Consider the following 20,249-nt stretch of genomic DNA (forward strand, 5'->3'; position numbering starts at 1 on the left):
CTCATCGTAAGTAAGCCGTATTGATTAGGAATATTTAAAATGGTATTATTACTTATCAAGAAATAAATTCTGTAATAGCGCATAAAACATCCTCGCGAAATTTAAAGTAAAAAATCCTTGTTAATTAATAAAATGCATCATAAGTAATAAATTTATTACGTTGCATTCCAACTGATATAATTACTTATCAGGGAAGAGTACATCTCTGCAATATCACTTTAAACTATATAAAACATAAAAATATACGTGATTATCAAATAATCAAATCGTAGGTTTCCCATGCCAGAAATTAAAAAAAAGGATTGCTAATATGTAGATCAGACCCTATAACTTTAAAACATATAAACGTCAAAATAATATAAGGAATAAATATGAGCCACCAATTGTCACGTATAAGAAAAAATTTAACTAAACCAACTAAGTCAAAAGTTTATGTCATCAGAAAGCGGCATTCGACTATAAATAAACCATTAGTACACAATGCGAAGTCTTGGACGAAAACAATAAATAACTCTACACACATTATTAATATAAATATAAATATATCTTTACGGGAGCTAATATATTACTGCTGCGTTAAGGAATACATCATGGGTTTCATTATAAACTTATTGCATTCTATGCCAGATACTATAAGCAGCCTATTTTATAAAATTATTTATTCAGCACTTTATTTTTGGCAAACCATCCCATTTTAATTATGTACTGAAATATCAATAAATATCGTCTCATTGACCATTTCTGCCCGATGCCTTGAGCAGCTAAGAGCAAAGCATCTCGTCCATATCATAAGTTAACCCATCAATGGTTTCATCAATGCGTTATTAGCCATTGGGGCAGGGCTACCGCATGAGTGTGCGTTTTTTGCTCACAATGAATAATTTCATTATAGAGTCACTTCTAATTATTCATGAATTAATAGCATTTCGAACAAATGTAGTTTGATAAATACACTCAATTTGTTCATAAAACATTCGCGATCTAGTCCTAGCCATCGGGTATTAAATAAGTCAAATTACTGATACTTATCAATACTTAAGTTAATTAATCCAACACCTACCTTGTAATACTTAATTCCTACATTGAATAGCTTAGATGCAGCGATAGTCATGACGTGAGTAATTTCAATTGTGTAGCATTTTTCGTCTGGGGCGGCTGGGAGTTCCAAGAGGGAATAGCCGTTAATTCCCTCTTGGTCTGGTGTGGGTGAAGCACCACGACGTTAATGGCCGCAGGCCATATTTCCAAATTCACTTTTGGGAAATAATCCGCTAGTCTAACTCGTTGCCTCACAAAAAAATTCAAAAATGATCAGACTGCATTATGAATTATCAAACGTTAATATTAAGAAGGCTTTTTTATTTCCGTGCTATTCCGGCCATCTGTGTTTGCAACGTAAATAACCCATTTCCGGTGGTGATTAATAAGGTTTTCATGTCTTTACCACCAAAGTCCATATTGGTTATTTGCGGCGCAACTGCGATTGATTGATGTAATTTGCCCTCGGGCGAATAGATTTGAAGCTTGCCTTGACTGTGGCTAGCCACATAAAGATTCCCGGCACAGTCAATGGTGATCCCATCAGGTCCATCAACGTCGATAAAGGGTTGTCGCTCTCCAACACTGCCATCATTATTTACTGGGTAACGGTAAATATGGTTACTGTAATCGCCAACATAGAGCCAATGTTCATCTGGCGATAATACAACCCCATTAGGCTTATTTAATTGGTCAAGTTCGACTAATTCTCCTGATGCAGACAACCAGAATACTGATGTGCTGTTGAGTTCATTTTTACGCTCGCTCAATTGCCAATCAGGATCGCTAAAGTAAATGCCACCATTTGAATGTTGGCTGATGTCGTTAGGGGAGTTAAATGGTTTACCGTCGAATTGATTGACCACCACAGTTTGCTTTTGTGTTGATAAGTTAATTTTGTTGACCGATCGGTCACTGTGTTTTAGCACATACAAATCGTTACCATCAGCCAGCAAGCCATTGCTGCCAGAGTGTGACAACCACAATGTGGGCTTATGGTTAAGTTTGTATTGATAAATATTGGCATCAGGGCCGTTCAATTGACTGCCAGAGAAGTTCATTTCAGAGAAATAAAACGCTTGGTCAGCCACAGACCAAGTAGGACCTTCAAGGAAAAGCAATTTGTCACTAACTAATTTAAGCGAATGACTGTCAGCAGCTTGATAGTGGCTGCTGCATTGTTCAATTAACGCTAAATCGGCATTAGACTTTGTTTCTGCATACGCTTGCAGTGGCAACAATAGGGCTAACGCACATGCGCTGGCGAGTTTTACTGTTGTTGATGATGACTGTCTTAATGTCGTTAATTGCATTGAGCTTCCTTGTAATTTGTTAATGCAAATTAGATTAAACGTTAAAATAATAATAGTCAAATAGACCATTAGTTTGTTAGCTTATGGTAAACAACCATTAACTTACCTCAAATCGGACTAAGAAATGGGATAAACAAGCTAAAATCAAAAGGAATACCAATGAATCGAGCTATAAAAACAACGATTGGTTTAAGCATCGCCAGTGCTTTATTGTTCTCTGTGAATATACAGGCTGTTGAAACAGCAGCCAATTCGAACGCGATAACCCATTTAGATGATGTGTATCAACAGGCTTTTAAAGTGGGCGTTGCGGTAAATGAAGATGTCACCATGGGCAAAGATGATCAACAAAAGCAGTTGGTCATTGATAACTTTAATACTGTGACCATTGAAAATGCGATGAAAGCGGAAATTGTTAACCCAACACCTGGGGTTTATGATTTTGCCGCAGCAGATGCTTATGTCAAATTTGGCCAAGACAATAATATGTTCATCGTTGGGCATACCTTAGTTTGGCATAATCAAACACCTGATTTTTTCTTTAAAAATAAAGATAATCAAACTAATACACCGGCTGAGCAATTAGAAGTGATGCGCAAACATATTAAGCTTGTAGCAGGTCGCTATGCTGGCAAGGTGCATGCGTGGGATGTGGTAAACGAGGTGATTGATAATGACGGCTCATACCGCCCAACTACCTGGGTTAACGGTGTAGGCGATGGTGATACATTGGTTAAAGCAGCATTTAAATATGCCGCTGAATATGCCCCTAATACTGAACTGTATTACAACGACTTTAATGCTTGGCGACCAGAAAAACGTGATGCCATTGTGAAAATGATTAACATGTTAAAAGCTGAAGGGATCCGTATCGACGGTGTGGGGATACAAGCGCATTGGGGGCTTAACTTCCCTAAAACTGAATACATTGAGCAAGCCATTGATGCCTATGCCGCAGCGGGTGTGAAGGTAATGATTACCGAACTAGATATTGATGTATTGCCGTTTACCAAAGAGGGTCAGGTGTTTGGCCAAGCCTTTATGCATCCACAATTTCAATTAGAGGAGTTTGAAACCTACCTTGACCCGTATAAAGCGGGGTTACCTGATGATGTACAACAAAAGTTAACCGCAAGGTATGTTGAGTTGTTTACCTTATTCAATAAAAAAAGTGACAAAATTGATCGGGTAACCCTGTGGGGATTACATGATGGCATGTCGTGGAAAAATGATTATCCAATCCCAGCAAGAACAAATTATCCGTTATTGTGGGATCGTCAATTACAACCAAAACCAGCATTAAAAGCCTTACTCAAACTACAACCTAAATAATGAACAAGCCGTTAATCTGAGTTGGTTTACTTGTTCTTGTAACGAATAACCACAAATTTTAACGGCTTGGTTCCGCTATTAAAAATACCATGCATAACGCCTGCAGCCACATAAAGCATGTCACCTTGTTTTGCCGGTGACTCTTTGCCATCTAAGCTCCACGTGCCTTGTCCTTCTAAAATCATCAAAAACTCTTCGCCTTCATGTTGATGGGTTGGGTGAATTTCATTATTCGGCTCAATAACGGCTACACCACTAATGACATTAGTTGATTCACTGGTGTCACCATAAAAATAGGTGTTAAACACACTGCCATCGTACTGGGTGATATGACTGTCGGCGTGTGACACTATGGTTGAAGTAATCTCGGGTTTTATATCGTCATTAGCATAAGACATGCTGCTCATGGTGAAACTGCTTAATATCATTGCACCCATTAAGGCGCATAACCGGGTTGATTTAACTTTTCGCTGATTTCCTTTCATGTGAGCTCCATTTATTTTAATTGATGTAAAGCATTAAGTGGTTGTTTATTAGGTGCATAATTAATTTTTATTCTGGCTATTTGCAACAATTTACAAAATTATTGTTACAAACATGTTCTCAAAAAGATAAAAGTAGTCTATTTTACTACAATCTTGTTGTCAAAAGGACTATTTGATTTTATTCCTTAAAAGTCATCTTTGCAGTAATGGAATGATCGATATGATTTTGAACAGTTGTTTTTAACAATAAGTTGACTCAATGGGGAGAAAATGAATTTCTTATTAACACGTTTGGGTTTAATCGCCTGTGTTGTGAAATGAATAATCAGAGTAAACATTAAATCACTCTCAATTCTGGTCAGTGTCATTGACATGACTCTGCCAGCAATAACAATAATAGGGATAAAATAGGCTATGCTGACAAAAAAAACTCTTAACAAAACTATTTTGATAGGTTGTGCCTCAATGGCCTTAATCCTATCGGGGTGTGAAAGCGATAACGGCGCAGCCGCAAACACGCAAGCTGTAACACAAAATATTATATTGAAAGACAAGTTTGCTGATAACTTCAAAATGGGTACCGCAATTAGCAAGGCACAAGTGCTTAATCCTAGTGATCCAGAATTGCTGTTAGCGGCGAAGCATTTCAATACCTTTACGCCTGAAAACTCAATGAAGTGGGAATCAGTTAATCCATTACCCAATGAGTACCAATTTGATGTCGCTGATGCGTTAGTTAACTTTGCAAAAAATAATAACCAACAACTGGTTGGGCATACTTTGGTGTGGCATTCACAAACACCGGATTGGGTATTTGAAGATGAATCAGGCAATCTTCTTAATCGAGATCAATTACTACAACGCATGCAACATCATATTAAAACAGTAGCAGGGCGTTACGCAGACCAAATATTTGCGTGGGACGTAGTGAATGAGGCATTAAACGAAGACGGCACCTTGCGTGAATCTAAATGGCAGCAAATAATTGGTGATGATTTTATTGAACAAGCTTTTATATTTGCCCACCTGGCAGCACCTAAAGCCAAGTTATATTACAACGATTACAACATGTTTAAACCTGAAAAAAGAGCCGGTGCCATCGCACTGATAAACCGACTTAAGCAAAAGGGTATTCAAATAGACGGTGTTGGCATGCAAGCACATTACTCACTTGATTACCCAGACTTTGCAGAAGTTGAAGACTCAATTGTGGCGTTTGCGGCAACGGGTGTTGATGTCATGATTACAGAACTTGATATTTCGGTATTACCTTTTCCTGAAAATTTAGCAGAAGGTGCTGATGTGTCGCTAGATGTAGCACTGCAACAGCAATACAACCTGTATAAAGATGGTATCCCCAAAGACGTTGAGCAACAATTAGCATCTCGCTATCAAGCTTTATTCTCTCTCTATAAAAAACACAGTGATAGTATTGGGCGAGTGACATTTTGGGGCGTGAGTGACAAGCAAACTTGGCGTAATGGTTGGCCAATGCAAGGCCGTACTGATTATCCATTATTAATTGATAGAAACATGCAGATTAAAGGCTTTGTCGGCAGCTTATAATCACATTATTAACGATAAGTAAATAAACGAGTAAAGCCACTTATATTATCGATATGAGTGGCTTTTTTTATCAAAGCTGTCTGTCTTTATCAGTGCAGAATCAGTACTTCGTAAACATTATTCCCACTCGCTTATTCCTGCCAACATTGACTCAAATGTGCAAGTCGGTGACAAAAAAACAATGAATACACTAATCATGAAATTATTGTAGTTGTTAATTTCAATCTAGTAGTCTATTTTAAATTAACGTTATAGTCATTATGACCTAAACGTTATTAGTGCTAAATAAAAAAACAAGACATAAATAAGACTAAGAAAAGTGACATTGATAAAAATGGTAAATCAAAAATAAAATAATACTTATCAGGAAATATAAATGAATATAAAAAACAATAAACTCAAGTTAATTAAGTCAGCGTTAGTGGTTAGCCCTCTACTACTTTTATTGTCGGGATGTTTTGACAGTGATAAAGAGTCCGTCGAAGTACCGCCAATCGATGTAGTCGAGCCTGAGCCTACGCCCACAGAACCATTGGTGACGACGTTAGTTGAAGCGGCAAATAAAGCGAATAAACGCATTGGGACAGCGTTAAGTTATGGGGTATTAAGCAATAACGAGACAGATTATCTCGACATAGTAAAAAAAGAATTTAACTATGTGACGCCTGAAAATGCCGGTAAATGGGGCTCGATACAAACCTCAACCTCTGATGTTTGGAATTTTGATGCTTTAGATAGCATGATTGATTTTGTTGAACAAAATGACATGGCGTTTAAAGGTCACGCTTTAGTGTGGCATCGCCAAGCGCCAAATTTTGTTAATGGTGATGTAACACCTGAAGATTTAACCGGTCTGATCAATGCCCATATCGATGTTACAGCTGCGCGTTATAGCGGACAAATTTATGCGTGGGATGTGGCAAATGAGGTGATGGGGGATGATGCTAATTATCGTGACTCTGTATTTTTTGCAAAGCTAAACAAACGCTTTATTGCCGACGCGTTTACCAGAGCCCATGCGGCTGATCCAAAGGCTAAGCTGTTTTATAACGATTACAGCATAGATAACATCAATGCAAAATCTGATGCCGTATTGACCATGGTCACCGAATTAGTCGATGCTGACATACCCATTGATGGGGTGGGTTTTCAAATGCATTTAGACGCATCAAATGCACCCTCAACTCAGCAAATGACAGAAAACTTCCAGCGTTTTGTTGATTTAGATTTAGACGTCAATATTAGTGAAATTGATGTGCGTTTATCATCGTTACCTTGGGACCAAGTGACTAAACTGGCTATGCAACAACAGGTTTATCATCGTGCGGTTAACGCATGTATGAATGTAGATCGCTGTGACGCAGTGACAATTTGGGGTTTCACCGATAAATACAGTTGGATTGATGGCGAGTTTGGACCGGATGATCCACTCATTTACACCGCTGATTACCAAAGAAAGCCCGCTTACTTTGCAATAGCGGATGGCTTTATGGGTATTGAAGCAGATGCAGCTGGTGTTATGCCAAACCTCATTGCTAACGGTAACTTTGAAATAGCAACAGATGGCTGGACAACCTTAGACGCCACGGCATTAAGATCTACCGTTAACAAAAAGAATGGTATTACCTCGCTTGTAGTCTCATCAACGGATACCGCTAAAGCCAAAGCAAGTATGGATATTACCGGCTTATTAAAGGCAAATAGTGTGTATGACCTTGATGCTTGGGTGATGTCGACTAATCAATCAACACTAACCAGCACAGCCAGCGTGGTGCTTGAATGTGTCGGCGAAGCAGCTAACACCATCGTGGTTAATTCAGCGGTTGCCGGTAATACCGCATTTACTCTATTAACGGGGTCATTAACCGTTCCTGATTGTGATCTAGCAGTTGCAACCTTAGTGATTGAAGGCCCAGCAGTGAGTGAAACGATTTACTTAGATGCGGTTAGTCTTCGTCCACAAGTATTAATGCCTAATACTGAAGGTTTTGGCGAAAACATATTAGCCAATAGTGATTTTGAAATTGATGCGTCTGGCTGGGAAGGTTACGACACATCAGAAATTGCCATAACAACCACTAAAGTATTTGCTGGTAAGCAAAGTTTAGTAGGTACTGCGCGTACTCAAGAATACCAAGGTCCTTCGACGAACATTTTAAGCCTTGTTGAGTCAGGTCAAACTTACCAATTGTTTGCCAGAACGGCCATTAGTGAAGGGTCGGCCCAAGTTAAAGCCACCATCAGTGCAACCTGTTCAGATGGCGTTAAGTACTTAGGCACAGGTGCGACAACGGCAAACTCGACGGATTGGTCATTAATCGCAGGGCAGGTAACGTTGCCTACTTGTGCAATGAGTGATGCGATTCTGTATTTTGAAGGTCCAGCAGTAGGTATCGATATTTATGTTGATAACGTCACTTTTCATGCGAAAGAAAAAAATCTAGGCCCTAACTTAGTTTCAAACAATGACTTTGAACAAAACACCGACGGTTGGTCAGTTTGGGGCGGCACGTTAGCTAGCTCAACAAACTATGCCAACACCGGTAATAGCAGTGCTTTACATAGTGACAGAACTGGCACTTGGCAAGGACCGGTATTTAACTTACTGCCTTATGCTGAAGCGGGTAAAACCTTTGACGTGACAACCTATGCGCGTATCGAAAATGCTGCATCAGATGTGCTAAACATCACCTTAAAAACCTTATGTGAAGGCGATGCTGAAGCTGATGCGTCATACACTCAACATGGCACCATAACAGCCACAAATGGCGCTTGGACTAAGTTAAGTGGCAGTTTTGTGTTACCTGATTGTGCCCTTACTAGTGCATTTGTGTACTTTGATGGCCCAGCTATTGGTGTAAATATTTATATAGATAGCGTGTCGATTACCAGCGAAATTACCGTTGACCCGGACAACTTATTTACCAATTCAACGTTTGAGTCGGGTGTGAATGGTTGGGCAACGTGGGGAGCCAATATTGAATCAAGTTCCGATTTTGCTCATACCGGTGAAAAGTCTGCATTAGTTAATTCGCGTACCAATGATTGGCAAGGACCTGTTTTCGACTTTTTTGGTCGGAGTAAACCTAATACCACTTATGATATGAGCGGTTGGATAAGAGTGGCGGGGTCTGAAAGCGAAAACGTTAGCATTAACATAAAACAGACCTGTGAAGGTGGAACTGCTGTTTATAGTGATGCCGGCCCGGCTGTTACTGTATCGAACAGCGAATGGACATTGGTGAGTGGGACTTTCACAACACCCGATTGTAATTTAACTGAGCTATCGGTTTATTTTTCTAATGCCGCTGTAGGCGTTGATATGTATCTAGATGATGCGGTACTTAAGCTTGCTTCTATTGAGTAGAATAAAAACAGTTAATATGCTGAATAAAATAAATTAATCGCACTTTGAATACTTATGGGCTGGTAGCAAACTGGCCCTTCAACTATGTAAGGAGGATACATTTAATAATTAAAATAGAACCTTATATCTCATTTGTAGAATAATTAAAAATTAAAATAGGCAATTTTAGCCTCGTTAAAAGTCCAACTCAAAAAAGGAAAATTTATGACTAAATTATTTATGTTTTTTATACTTATTTTAACTAGTTTCACATCACTAGCTGAGTCTGAAATTGATATTCAACCAAAAGATTCAATTCTGTTGACGGTATTTTTAAAACACGACCAGAGTAATAACTTAGCTGAAACTCAGCAGATTTTAATGGATCAAGGATTCTTTGACGCCTTTCCGCCTAAAGGTGTGTCGGTTGTAAGTTGGTATGTGATGATGGGTATAGGGCAAGTCGTCACGTTAGAAGTGCCGGCACATCAATTGAGTGCTGTTAACCTTGCTATAGAGAAAACTGCATGGAAAGCCTTTTCGACAGAGTTTTACCCGACCTATAACTTATATCCTATTTACAAAGATAGGTTAAAAAATAAAGCTAAAGTGTCATACAAGTAACGGGTATAAAAACACATTTATAATGTCTTATTGAATTATTAGATTAAAGTTCCTAGCTCGATTTTTCCAGAAGAGGGCTAGGGACGTTACTGTAGTGGCGTGACTTATTTATGTCGGGAGGACAACACGTGTTGCCCCTCTAATCACTCAGCGTGCGACAAATAAAGGGGGTGAAAACAACGCTGCAAGAACAAGTGATGGGATGAGGAAAGCTAGTGTTCTGGTCAACTGAATTCGGTTACATTAGATAATTTTAGGAGCCTGCGAATAAGTTCGTTAAGCCACTTCTTATAACGCTTACCCATATGAGCAAATTTATAGAGACTTTGATCATCAAAGTATGCATTCATTCGGTGTTTTTAAGACTGTAATACCACATTGTGATGTATTTCATGACATCCTGTAATGCAGCATATCGTGTCCGATAATTACGCTAGTGAACTCGCTGCTGTCTCAATCTGCCGAATAAGCTTTCAGCTACTGCATTTCCCCAACAACACTTTTTAATCATATTGCTTAAAAATTCATTTATTCTCAGTATCTGTTGATACGATGACTCGGATATTGAATATCTTGAACTGTAGGTGTTATCAACCCTGCTTTAGGTTTTCGTTACAGATAGCCATTGTTATTAGCGCACCGCAGACAAGTCTTAAAATAACACTTAAGCGGTTAAGGTTAAGCACAAATAGTGGTCATACTTTTTAGCTTCAAAAATAATTTGTACCAACATGTTTGGCACGAAATGGGCACAAAACGCCTTTTTGGTATTTTTTGTCTATTTTTGAGAGTTTTACTTATTTAAAAGGTTAATTTTAACAAGAAAGAAATTGTATAACTTTTAGACACGAAAAATGACTGGTTGGCACGAGTTTAATGCGATTGGGCACAAATACATTTTAATGTAGTGAATCTAGTAATTGAAAAAGGCTTTTAAAACGGAGGGTTAATGCAAAAAATGGTACACCCGAGTGGACTTCTCTTTGTTAGAGAATACCGACCCCTACCGCCGCCGTTAATTAAGAGAGGGTAGTGCTCTGCTTTCTTCTTTTTATTATTAATAGTCTGTGAATTTCAGACACAAAAAAACCAACTTTCGTTGGCCAGTATTTCCTCATTAGGAAATGGTACACCCGAGTGGACTCGAACCACCGACCCCTACCATGTCAAGGTAGTGCTCTAACCAGCTGAGCTACGGGTGTATTGTTTACTTTTTAATAAAATCTCACGGTTTAAACTCTGTGAAAGAGTGGTACACCCGAGTGGACTCGAACCACCGACCCCTACCATGTCAAGACGTTAACGCGCAAGATTTCTGAATCATCCCCACCTCAACGCTCCCGCCTTAACCGCCGCGTAATAGGGCTTAATTTCATTTTCATTGACTGTTTACTTGCTTATTCTAACAAATATATAGATTTTTACAACTTGATTTTGGCACGGGTTAGGCACAAGATACAAATGTCAAAAATGACCACTATTTGTTGATGAGGCATATTAATGCACATTCATGCTGAGCATTTTAAGAAAGTGCTGGATAAGTTGTTAGTCGATGTGAAGCTCGAAATGATTGGGCTTCATCACGTCCAACTTGATCGCACACTCAAAGATTTTTGTGAGTCATATAATCTTATTAGCACATTAAAGCCATCCTCAGACGATAGCATCGAATCACCCGCTTCAATTTTACTCGATTCATATCAGGCTCCAATATTAGTAAGTAAAACGCAGGCTGGATACTATCGTTTGATTTCAGGGTTATTGACGTATCAGAAGCTCTGTAAACTTCATACAGAAGATGATAAAGGTTTAGTGCCTGCGATTGTCTTACCCAGACGTCCCAACAAAGACGTACTTCGATTATTGATGTTAAATGATATTGTCAGACCTCTACTAAAGCAGTTTGTTAACGTAACTGGTGATACCGTTACTCAATCGCTGTCAACATGGTTTGTTTCAGTTGAGCAACCATCAGTCTTTAATTCACCAGAATGGCAATCTCTGTTTCCAATGATAAAAACCAAAACGCAGCTGTGCGAGTGGTTACACATCAGCACAAAGACTGTGAGGTTAAAGTGACGACACTCAAACAACATCTTTACGATCATATATGTCATTATTGTGATCATCAAATGCTGGGCATTGAAAACGATGAAGTACTTGAAGATCTCGAGGAACTCACAGAGAGAATTTTTGCACCAGAAACTCTGGGAGGGTTTAGACAACTGGTTCGTATGATAGCCAACGTAAGGAGTATTTCATCCCATTCTGCAGACTCTATAATGAAAGATTTGCATTTCCCTAAATACATATTTGATGCATTGCATAACTATGGCTTTGAAGTTGACGATAAGTCTATCAACAAAGAATATCATCGAAATAGTTACCAAAAAGGATGGTGCAGTGAGTACCCATTCTATGTTGTGTTGCTTAAATCTTATAACTACAAACTTACAACTAAATCTTGTGAGTTATTTGCCGCATTTATAAAGCACTACTATTCAGTATTAGATACCCTCAGAGATGAAGACCTTGCAAGAGAGTCAACGACTAGAGAAGAGGATGCCTGTGCTAATTTTAGACTTTTTATGCAAAATAATGCCACAGAGTTTAATTATGTTCGCGAGAACGTACCGAACACAGCATTTGATACGCCAATGTCTATTGCTACTCAACTAGAACAATATCATGTAGCTAAATGGAAAAGGCAATATTTACCTAATCGGGGCTATCTTAGAATATTGTCACATTTTTTTTCCAATGATTGGAAACCATCTAAACATATTGCTCGAAAACACCCTAAATTGGATCGGTCGCCAAAACGATATATCGATCCTTTGGCTATCCCTATTTTGGGGGCACCCGATGATATTTTTGCTTTGATACCCGATGCGCCACTGATACCTAATAGCGATGGTTTAGATGAAGATGACCAATATCCCTTGCAGACGTTTGTTGTAAATAACCGTGACTTCAACACTAAACGAGATAAAACTGAGCTATTAGATACAGCAATCCCATTTAATAAACATATCCAAGCTAGAACTGCCGTAGATGTAACGGCGAGTGTTCGCCGCTCTCACAATATGGGATTACAAAATACCCAATTATTAATGCCAAAAGAGCTAAATCTCCTCATAGCCAAGCTAATAAAGTCAGGTAATCAATCATCAAATATTGAAACTACGATTGTGATTTGGTTAATGATGTTATTGAGTAAATCGGTAGAAGAAATACAGAGCTTAGTCGTTTTTACCGACCTAACTAAAAAACAACAAGGTTTATACATCGATAAGAGCGGGCAAGGGTGGTGGTTCTTCTATGTTAGTCATACGGCAAAGGCTAAGATTGATATTGTTGGTTTAAGAGAAGCCAAAGAAGAAGTTTTTACATCATGCCCCGACTTTTTACTGAAAATGATTTTAGTCAATATGGGTTGTCGATCTATTGGCCCGATCCTGAATGAAAAGGACTCTCAAGCTATCAATAATATGGTAGTGCAAAAGCTGAAAAAACTATCAGATGGACATGGCTCTGGACGTTTAAGCGTTCGGCGATTGGTCAATTTTATGAGTTATTATCTTAATTCAACAGATATTATCGACCCGATTTATATTGACTATAGCTATGCCGTCAATATGTATACAACTCGTGTTGCTAGAAGTTATGCAAATGTGAGTGATCATCAGAGAAGCCGACAGCTACATAAATTATGGCAAAGTGTAGAACAAGATATCGCTACATACTCTGGTCAAGCATTGTCAATCTCATTATTTGAACTACGCAACTTCTACCAAGCGGAACAATTTATAGGCTCATCATTTACACCAAAAAAAACAGCTGTCGCCACATTAATCGACTCTTTAACTCAACGAGTTGAGGCATCTAAACCCAGCATTCATCACAGGTTAGTTGATATTATTGAATATCATAATGCGTTTACGGCCTATACAGCCTGGATGCTGTTATTTGGAACAGGTTATAGAGCTGCTTGGAATCCGTTACCGACATTTGCTCTTTTTATGCCATCACTGAATTTAATGGGAATAAGTGACAAAGATGATTCAGATTTTAGCCACTCTCGTATAGTCGCAGTCCCAAATGTGTTAACAACACAACTCAAAGAGTTTAAACGTCATTTGAGTTGTTTACGCTCATTGCTACGTGTATTGATGCCTAAGATTTGCAGCACGATTGATAGTATTGTGGATGTTGACCAACACGTGTTGAACTTTAACCACTCGCAGGCCTCACAATGGTACAAAGTCATTAGGAACTCACGTAAAGAGCAAGGGCCGTTCTTCTTTTTTCATAAGCAAGGGACCAGTGTGGTTGCGAAGAATCTATCTCCTTCAGAACTCGTTAATTTTTGCCAAAAAGAAATCGTACTGCCATCGAATGCGGGGAGACATTGGCTAAAATCTAACTTGCTTGGGAAAAATATTGCACCAGAACTAATCAATTTCCAAATGGGTCACTGGCAAGCAGGAGAAGTACCATTAGGGCATTACTCAGCATTGAGTCACATTGAAGCCATTAACGATATCGTTCCGGTGCTTGATGAGTTATTTAAGGAGGCTGGATGGCTACCACTAAAATCCGTGATTTTATAAACGAACTCATAAGCAAAGGAAATCAACATCCTTTTTATTTAGAGGTATTCGATGCTTTCTTAAAGCAAAACGACCATACGATTGATGAAGAAATACAAAATAAGGATAAAGAAGCTTTTTTTTTATCCTATAGGAACTTGCTTGGGCACTTAAAAAAACGTTTCATACAGTCAGAAACCAAAGTGTTACCAGAGGAGCTGAGGGCTTTAATTGCTCAATTGAAGCCTGCAGTGCTCAATAAACAAGAACAGTTATTGATATTACAATCTCTACTCAATTATGCAAAAAAACATCATGGGATCGACTCTCCTAACATACCGTCTATTGTGACATTAAAGCGCGATAAACCAATATTATCGCCGGTGGAACTCGTAAAATTACCAATCGTAGAGATGCTATACACCTTATTAGAGAAAGAATTATTTTCGCCAAATAGATCACTCTCACTAGAAGCAAAATTAGGACGTACTGCAATATTAGTTTATATCACTGTCAATGTGAGTAAAACCCAAGACCTACTTTCAATACTTGAATCCCCACAAGAGATTTTTTATGTAGGGGGCATTTGTTATTGGCAATCCCAAAAGGTTAAAACAGCTTCAACAAGATTCATATTGAGTGATGTCGCGGTCATGGCACTTCAACAATGGACTAACCTAAATGAAGGTAAACCAGTAAAAATAGCAGCATGTATCATCAAATATTTAAATACGACCTCTGAATTTGATTGGTCTGACTTATCAATCCTGAAATCACGCACTTTACGAAAAATAGACAACATTTTACGTTATGGGCCGGTTCAGTATCAGATGTATTTTCTCCCCAGTGTCAGTCAGGCTTTACCAGAACATGCTTTCATGCGGATATTAACCAACAAAGCATGTCTTTATTCAGAACCGCATCTTATAGAAACGAGCGGTGAAAGTAGTATTACATTTAAGCCATGGCATAAAATAATCAGTGATAATAAAGGCTTTATCGCGATAGATTTTACCTTAAAGCAGTTAGATGAAATCCTGATGAGATTACTTAAGCTCGATGAAAATAAAGAGACTCGAGCAAATTGTTTAGCAGCAATGGGCAACGAACTAAAATCATCAGAAGTAAAAGACAACCCTTATCTTTGGTTATTATGCTCATGGTTATTCTCACTGCTAAAAAATGGGGGGACCTACAAGCGTCGTATAAAAGTATCGACCACTGTCGATTACGTTAAAAGTCTTAGTAAACCGTTTTTAACGCTATTTAGTTCCTGTGATATAGGGCTTTTATCAGGAGAAGACTGGGCTAATAAGCTAAATGAAGCTGCTGAAATATTTACTTCAGCTCAACGAAAAAAATATGTTTATTACTTCGCTCATTTTTTAATTGAGGCAAACCTTGTTCATGACCTATGTCTATCGGATATCGATGTTATTGGCAGTTCCAGTGAAGTCGATGCTAATTTGATTTCAGCTCCCCATATCGATGATGTATTAAATTATTTAACTGAGCATGTTGAAGATGGAGCCATTTATCAATATGCATATTTTTTACTTTGCTTTTGCTTTTTTAGCGGGTTACGTAGAAATGAATCGGCAAAATTAACATGGGCTGATTTCTCATTTGCTGCAAAGGCTCCAAGCGACGATCAATTTGATTATGTACACCTTTCAGTAAGACCAAATCAACATCGTACTTTGAAAACGACCTCGGCTCGTCGTGAATTACCGTTAGATGCACTTTGGCCGAAATCTTGTATTCATAAGTTAAGAGTAAGGTATCAAATTCATCAAAATTCTGGAGCAAGTAAAAAAGCACTGTTGTTTGATAACATTAAATTGGTAAACCAAGCTTATGAGCTAATAACTGATTTGATTCGTCATTGCACCCAAGATTACAGTTTACGTGTTCATCATCTTCGCCATAGCTTTGCTAATTGGACATGGTGCCGCTTAAATCAAAATATTATCAATCAGGGAAGATCTCAATTAACAATATTCGATCATGAGATATTCAACACTGACTATCTTCAACAACTGCAAACCAGGTTAAGATACAATAGTAATACTCGTAAAATGATGTTTATATTAGCGCATCTAATGGGGCATAAGGATGTCCAATCAACGTTGAATAGTTATCTTCATCTCAAAGATATCTTGTATTACCTTGAGTTAAGCCCTCGCTTTACATTGACTAAATATTTTATGTCAGAATGTGTTGGTCGTGCATCATTACTTGAACAAGAGCCAGGGTTAAGTCTGGCAGAAAGGATTCGATATTACACTAGTGATACCGAAGCAAAGTTGGGAATTAACCCTGCACCATTAACGTCATCATTAACGATAGCCACATTATCGACGTTTATCATAAACATAAAACCCAATATAAAAATTAGTAGCTTGACGTGGGCTAAAGCTCTCAATGCGTTAAAAGTAAGTTCGGTTATTGAATCATCTCAATATTATAATGTGCCGATTGAGCAATTACAGCAACTACTAAATAATGCTGAACAAGTGCATCAGCATTACCCACGAATAGGCAAAAAATTGCCATTAATTCCTACATTTCCACGATTAAGCAATATAACCAGTATTACAGATCCTGATAACAAGTTAGCCAAATCTAGCAAAGTGTTTATTTATTTATGCGATAAGTTCGATAAGAGTCTAGACGTTGAGCCGTTAACATTAGCCAATATTAGATTGAGCATGGAGATATTATCATACGCAGTACCAGGAAAGGATTATGCGTTGAGGTGCCCTGAGTCAAACGTTTCAAGAATGTTTATCCGGTTTTGTCAGCTACTTGGCCTAAAAGATCGGCATTTAAAATTCAAATTTCATCGAGCTAACTTAGATACAGACCAAGCAAAACTAATAGAAATTCGATGGAAAAAAACCATCACCGATTATGGGTTCAGTGAGGCGAATCTTGTTGTTGCGAGTGAGAGTGAAGGGCGCTTCCTAGGTAACCATGATGGAAATGGATTTCTTGAAATCGCGCTAGTAAATACTAAATATAAACGGGTGCAGAGACACCAAAGCATGTTTAGTTTTTTACATTTATTGCTTATATTGAGCTATGAGAAAGAAGACGTTATCGGCTAAAAAATTAAATGGATCTGTTTTTTAAGAAAAGCCTAAACGGCAGCCATGCAAATCGTTTTTGTCGCCATGATAACCAAATTTATGAATGATTTACGTAAAATTTGTAAGAAAACGATAGGTACCCAAGCCCTTCTTTCAGGGTCTTTGCAATGAGTGGTACATGACAATTGATATGGTATGCTGCTAATAGAGCAGGATGATCTTGTCTGTCACTATCATCAACAAGGTATTCATCCTTCTCCAATTGTTGTATTGCCAAACGGATCTCCTCAAATGAAAAAAATGTTAAACCTCTTGCATAGAATGATCCTGCAAAATTTGCTATTTCTTCAATAGAGCCTGAAGCTAAAATTTCGGCTCGGCCTTCACCTGTTGCAAAATATTGCAAATGCCCAATATATTGTCTTTCCATCTTAGAACCTCTCAAATCGTTAAAGGCTACTTATCCTATACATGACATTGCCATTAACTTGGGTATAGAAATAATGTGAAGGTAATTCGTTAAACCTTATTTTTGCAAAATTTGATTCAGCGGACGTGCGGTCTGCCTGTTTAAGTACATGCTCAATGGCATATCGGGTTTTATGACCGTAAGGCTTCGTGGCAAGAAGATCACATAACATCGAAAATATCCGACTACTAAGTGTTCCTAACTGCCCTAAAGGGGTAGCTAAAAGGGCAAAAGCATAACTATCATGTGGACCCGCTATATATTTATTACTATTGCTATGTAAAGCGGGATATATTTTACCGATGTCATGAAATAGCGCAGCGATAAGACCTGTTTGGCATTCCACATCAGAATGGTCTAAAAATCTAGCATTTTGATACGTCATTTCGGCTACTTCAATACTGTGTTCAAACAAGCCTCCAGTGTAGCTATGATGATGTTTATGGCTTGCTTTAGAACTTATGAATAATTGTAAAATATCCATTCTATCCAGGATAAAATTAATGAATGGTTGTAGCTCCTCAAGTGTCACCAGGCTGAGTAATTTTAAAAACCTGCCCACTAAGTTTTCATGATGCTGTTCAGCAAAATTAACCATGTTCAAATACTGCTCTTGCTTACAATTAGTCATGATTGGTTTTATTGCACATACAACCGTATTACCTTGGTAGTCATGATTAAATACAATTTGAGCAAGTCCATGATTAAAGTTACATTTCCTTGCTATATCATCCGATGTTATAGCGTGAATAATGTTATTGCTTGAAATAAATTCACAGTTAGCTGTAGGTAAGTTAGCACTGAATTTTATGTTTTTTATCCACACAAATACTGGCTTATTCATCCGCGTTCTCCAAAGTAGAGTCAAAGTTAACTTGTTCAATGAGTCGATCGAACGCACTGCCATCTTGCCTGGTAGCATTAGGGACAAAGCGGCTATAAACTTCAAACAACATCTTTGTCGTACTATGACCCATCTGTTTAGCAATCCATTCTGGGTTCTCGCCAGCGGCTAGCCATAATGTCGCGCATGTATGCCTTGTTTGATATGGACGTCTTCTTTTTAAACGCATTTCATCTAATGCTGGATACCAAATACGTTTAGTTACGTTTCGATGATCTAATGGATTTCCATTATTGTTACAAAAAACATAAGTCTTATTCCCAGTCACTTTACGTTGTCTTTTCAGTGCTTCGATAACAGGTTGTGATAATTGGATACTACGATATGATGCTGATGTTTTAGGCGTCTCAACATTGCCATCAACCAGTGTTTCTTGAACTAATATTTCATTACGGTCCAAGTTTACAAACTGCCATTTTAAACCATCGATTTCCGCAGTTCGCAGTGCCGTAAAAAATCTCACGGTATAATAGTCACGAAAGTCATCCCGAATTTTAGACAAAAAGAATTGAACTTCAGCCAGAGAAAAAGGTTCAATAGTGGTCTTCTCAATTTTCAAAGGTTTGATATTGATAAATGGAGTAGGGAAGTCATAACGCAATGCTGCTTCATTTAAAATGCCACGTAGAGGTGTCATTACATGATTTATCCAATCATTGCTGAGTTTCTTTGAGTGTTTAGACTTTCTTTTGGGTTCTATAATACTTGCACGATATTTTATAATCTGTGGCCTTGTAATTTGATCCAGGCTGTATGTCCCAAATACAGGGATTAAATACCGTTCGAATATCATAGACACGTTTTTGCTATGACTAATCTTCCATTGGATTCTATTTTCTGCAAGCCATTCATCAGAGAACTGACTGAAAGTTGGTATGTTAGCCAACAGTCGATTTGACGGTTCAGGATCGCTTTCTTTAACTAACCTTATCTGGTCGTCGTATTTTTTAAATTGACTACAACGTTTACTATCAGGGAACATATCAGAATAGACAAAACGATCTAGACGGATCTGCGCTTCAATATTAAGAAGAACACTTTCAAGACGACTACGATTTAGTTTGGTGTCATTTAATGACGTTTGCTCACGACAGCGAATGCCTTGATAGTAAAAGTCAAAAAAAAGTACTCCAGTGCGAGCTCTGATACTAGCCATGACACACACCTCCTTTGGCCATCGGAATAATAAACTTCTGGGCTTGGTAGTTTGTTTGCTGATATAGCTCTTTTTCTATCTGTTCCCAGACATAAAATATTTTTCTGCAACCAAATGGCCTTATATAATGAATTCCTTCAAAAAAAACCTTGTCCTTCAATTTACTGTTGATGTAATCTGGGTTGAATTTTATGAGCGGGGAAAGCTCTTTGGCAGTAAGCAGTGTTTTTTGCTGTAAACTCATCTTTTGTATCCTCACAAGAAACTTTAATCTAATTTAGCCTTATTTTTAGTTTCTTGCAAGGATACTTTTTATATCGTTTAAGTATAAA

Annotated in this window: 13 protein-coding genes and 1 tRNA gene; 7 read left to right on the top strand and 7 right to left on the bottom strand. The window is 38.0% G+C overall.

Annotated elements, in window-relative coordinates; genetic code table 11:
• Window positions 1–1,358 precede the first annotated feature (1,358 nt).
• A complete protein-coding gene (locus EGC82_RS11120; RefSeq protein WP_164839127.1) occupies window positions 1,359–2,351 on the bottom strand; it encodes an SMP-30/gluconolactonase/LRE family protein in 993 nt (330 codons plus the stop codon).
• Window positions 2,352–2,510: 159 nt separating this feature from the next.
• Between EGC82_RS11120 and EGC82_RS11125 the strand changes: the two genes are divergently transcribed.
• Entirely contained in the window at window positions 2,511–3,683 is a 1,173-nt protein-coding gene (locus tag EGC82_RS11125) for an endo-1,4-beta-xylanase (RefSeq protein WP_124730826.1), read from the top strand.
• Window positions 3,684–3,709: 26 nt separating this feature from the next.
• On the opposite strand, the gene EGC82_RS11130 is transcribed toward EGC82_RS11125, so the two are convergent.
• The gene (locus tag EGC82_RS11130) at window positions 3,710–4,168 is read right to left on the bottom strand and encodes a cupin domain-containing protein (RefSeq protein WP_244212446.1); all 459 of its coding nucleotides are present in this window, start codon (window positions 4,166–4,168) and stop codon (window positions 3,710–3,712) included.
• Window positions 4,169–4,582: 414 nt separating this feature from the next.
• Here EGC82_RS11130 and EGC82_RS11135 point away from each other — a divergent pair, with 414 nt between their 5' ends.
• From EGC82_RS11135 to EGC82_RS11145, 3 genes are all read left to right on the top strand, one after another.
• A complete protein-coding gene (locus EGC82_RS11135; RefSeq protein WP_124730827.1) occupies window positions 4,583–5,734 on the top strand; it encodes an endo-1,4-beta-xylanase in 1,152 nt (383 codons plus the stop codon).
• A gap of 376 nt (window positions 5,735–6,110) precedes the next feature.
• Window positions 6,111–9,101, top strand: a complete 2,991-nt coding sequence (locus tag EGC82_RS11140) for an endo-1,4-beta-xylanase (protein ID WP_124730828.1) — start codon at window positions 6,111–6,113, stop codon at window positions 9,099–9,101.
• 204 nt (window positions 9,102–9,305) lie between these two features.
• Window positions 9,306–9,704, top strand: a complete 399-nt coding sequence (locus EGC82_RS11145) for a hypothetical protein (RefSeq protein ID WP_244212447.1) — start codon at window positions 9,306–9,308, stop codon at window positions 9,702–9,704.
• 1,125 nt (window positions 9,705–10,829) lie between these two features.
• On the opposite strand, the gene EGC82_RS11150 is transcribed toward EGC82_RS11145, so the two are convergent.
• Window positions 10,830–10,906: transfer RNA gene (locus EGC82_RS11150), tRNA-Val, on the bottom strand.
• 298 nt (window positions 10,907–11,204) lie between these two features.
• On the opposite strand from EGC82_RS11150, the gene EGC82_RS11155 reads away from it, so the two are divergent.
• Genes EGC82_RS11155 through EGC82_RS11165 form a run of 3 tightly spaced genes read left to right on the top strand, consistent with a single transcriptional unit; the run spans window position 11,205 to window position 17,406 of the window.
• Window positions 11,205–11,783: a hypothetical protein gene (locus EGC82_RS11155; RefSeq protein ID WP_124730829.1), complete on the top strand. Its 579-nt coding sequence runs from the start codon at window positions 11,205–11,207 to the stop codon at window positions 11,781–11,783.
• Between the two features lie 53 nt (window positions 11,784–11,836).
• Complete coding sequence (locus tag EGC82_RS11160) at window positions 11,837–14,317, top strand: hypothetical protein (RefSeq protein WP_244212448.1); 2,481 nt, start codon at window positions 11,837–11,839, stop codon at window positions 14,315–14,317.
• A complete protein-coding gene (locus EGC82_RS11165; RefSeq protein WP_124730831.1) occupies window positions 14,287–17,406 on the top strand; it encodes a site-specific integrase in 3,120 nt (1,039 codons plus the stop codon). The genes EGC82_RS11160 and EGC82_RS11165 overlap by 31 nt, the downstream gene beginning before the upstream one ends.
• A 79-nt stretch (window positions 17,407–17,485) precedes the next feature.
• On the opposite strand, the gene EGC82_RS11170 is transcribed toward EGC82_RS11165, so the two are convergent.
• Genes EGC82_RS11170 through EGC82_RS11185 form a run of 4 tightly spaced genes read right to left on the bottom strand, consistent with a single transcriptional unit; the run spans window position 17,486 to window position 20,161 of the window.
• Complete coding sequence (locus tag EGC82_RS11170) at window positions 17,486–17,818, bottom strand: hypothetical protein (protein WP_124730832.1); 333 nt, start codon at window positions 17,816–17,818, stop codon at window positions 17,486–17,488.
• Window positions 17,819–17,837: 19 nt separating this feature from the next.
• Window positions 17,838–18,701 (bottom strand): HD domain-containing protein, encoded by an 864-nt coding sequence (locus EGC82_RS11175; RefSeq protein ID WP_164839128.1) that lies wholly within the window; start codon window positions 18,699–18,701, stop codon window positions 17,838–17,840.
• Entirely contained in the window at window positions 18,694–19,917 is a 1,224-nt protein-coding gene (locus EGC82_RS11180) for an Arm DNA-binding domain-containing protein (protein ID WP_124730834.1), read from the bottom strand. The genes EGC82_RS11175 and EGC82_RS11180 overlap by 8 nt, the downstream gene beginning before the upstream one ends.
• Window positions 19,910–20,161, bottom strand: a complete 252-nt coding sequence (locus EGC82_RS11185) for a hypothetical protein (protein WP_124730835.1) — start codon at window positions 20,159–20,161, stop codon at window positions 19,910–19,912. The genes EGC82_RS11180 and EGC82_RS11185 overlap by 8 nt, the downstream gene beginning before the upstream one ends.
• Window positions 20,162–20,249 lie beyond the last annotated feature (88 nt).

This window comes from Shewanella livingstonensis (assembly GCF_003855395.1).
GTDB lineage: Bacteria > Pseudomonadota > Gammaproteobacteria > Enterobacterales > Shewanellaceae > Shewanella > Shewanella livingstonensis.

What these genes read in the sequence shown, in the direction of transcription:
- EGC82_RS11130 (WP_244212446.1), bottom strand. Translation starts at nt 4,168, where the DNA reads ATGAAAGGAAATCAGCGAAAAGTTAAATCAACCCGGTTATGCGCCTTA.
- EGC82_RS11120 (WP_164839127.1), bottom strand. Translation starts at nt 2,351, where the DNA reads ATGCAATTAACGACATTAAGACAGTCATCATCAACAACAGTAAAACTC.
- EGC82_RS11165 (WP_124730831.1), top strand. Translation starts at nt 14,287, where the DNA reads ATGGCTACCACTAAAATCCGTGATTTTATAAACGAACTCATAAGCAAA.
- EGC82_RS11155 (WP_124730829.1), top strand. Translation starts at nt 11,205, where the DNA reads ATGCACATTCATGCTGAGCATTTTAAGAAAGTGCTGGATAAGTTGTTA.
- EGC82_RS11175 (WP_164839128.1), bottom strand. Translation starts at nt 18,701, where the DNA reads ATGAATAAGCCAGTATTTGTGTGGATAAAAAACATAAAATTCAGTGCT.
- EGC82_RS11170 (WP_124730832.1), bottom strand. Translation starts at nt 17,818, where the DNA reads ATGGAAAGACAATATATTGGGCATTTGCAATATTTTGCAACAGGTGAA.
- EGC82_RS11125 (WP_124730826.1), top strand. Translation starts at nt 2,511, where the DNA reads ATGAATCGAGCTATAAAAACAACGATTGGTTTAAGCATCGCCAGTGCT.
- EGC82_RS11145 (WP_244212447.1), top strand. Translation starts at nt 9,306, where the DNA reads ATGACTAAATTATTTATGTTTTTTATACTTATTTTAACTAGTTTCACA.
- EGC82_RS11180 (WP_124730834.1), bottom strand. Translation starts at nt 19,917, where the DNA reads ATGGCTAGTATCAGAGCTCGCACTGGAGTACTTTTTTTTGACTTTTAC.
- EGC82_RS11135 (WP_124730827.1), top strand. Translation starts at nt 4,583, where the DNA reads ATGCTGACAAAAAAAACTCTTAACAAAACTATTTTGATAGGTTGTGCC.
- EGC82_RS11185 (WP_124730835.1), bottom strand. Translation starts at nt 20,161, where the DNA reads ATGAGTTTACAGCAAAAAACACTGCTTACTGCCAAAGAGCTTTCCCCG.
- EGC82_RS11160 (WP_244212448.1), top strand. Translation starts at nt 11,837, where the DNA reads ATGCTGGGCATTGAAAACGATGAAGTACTTGAAGATCTCGAGGAACTC.
- EGC82_RS11140 (WP_124730828.1), top strand. Translation starts at nt 6,111, where the DNA reads ATGAATATAAAAAACAATAAACTCAAGTTAATTAAGTCAGCGTTAGTG.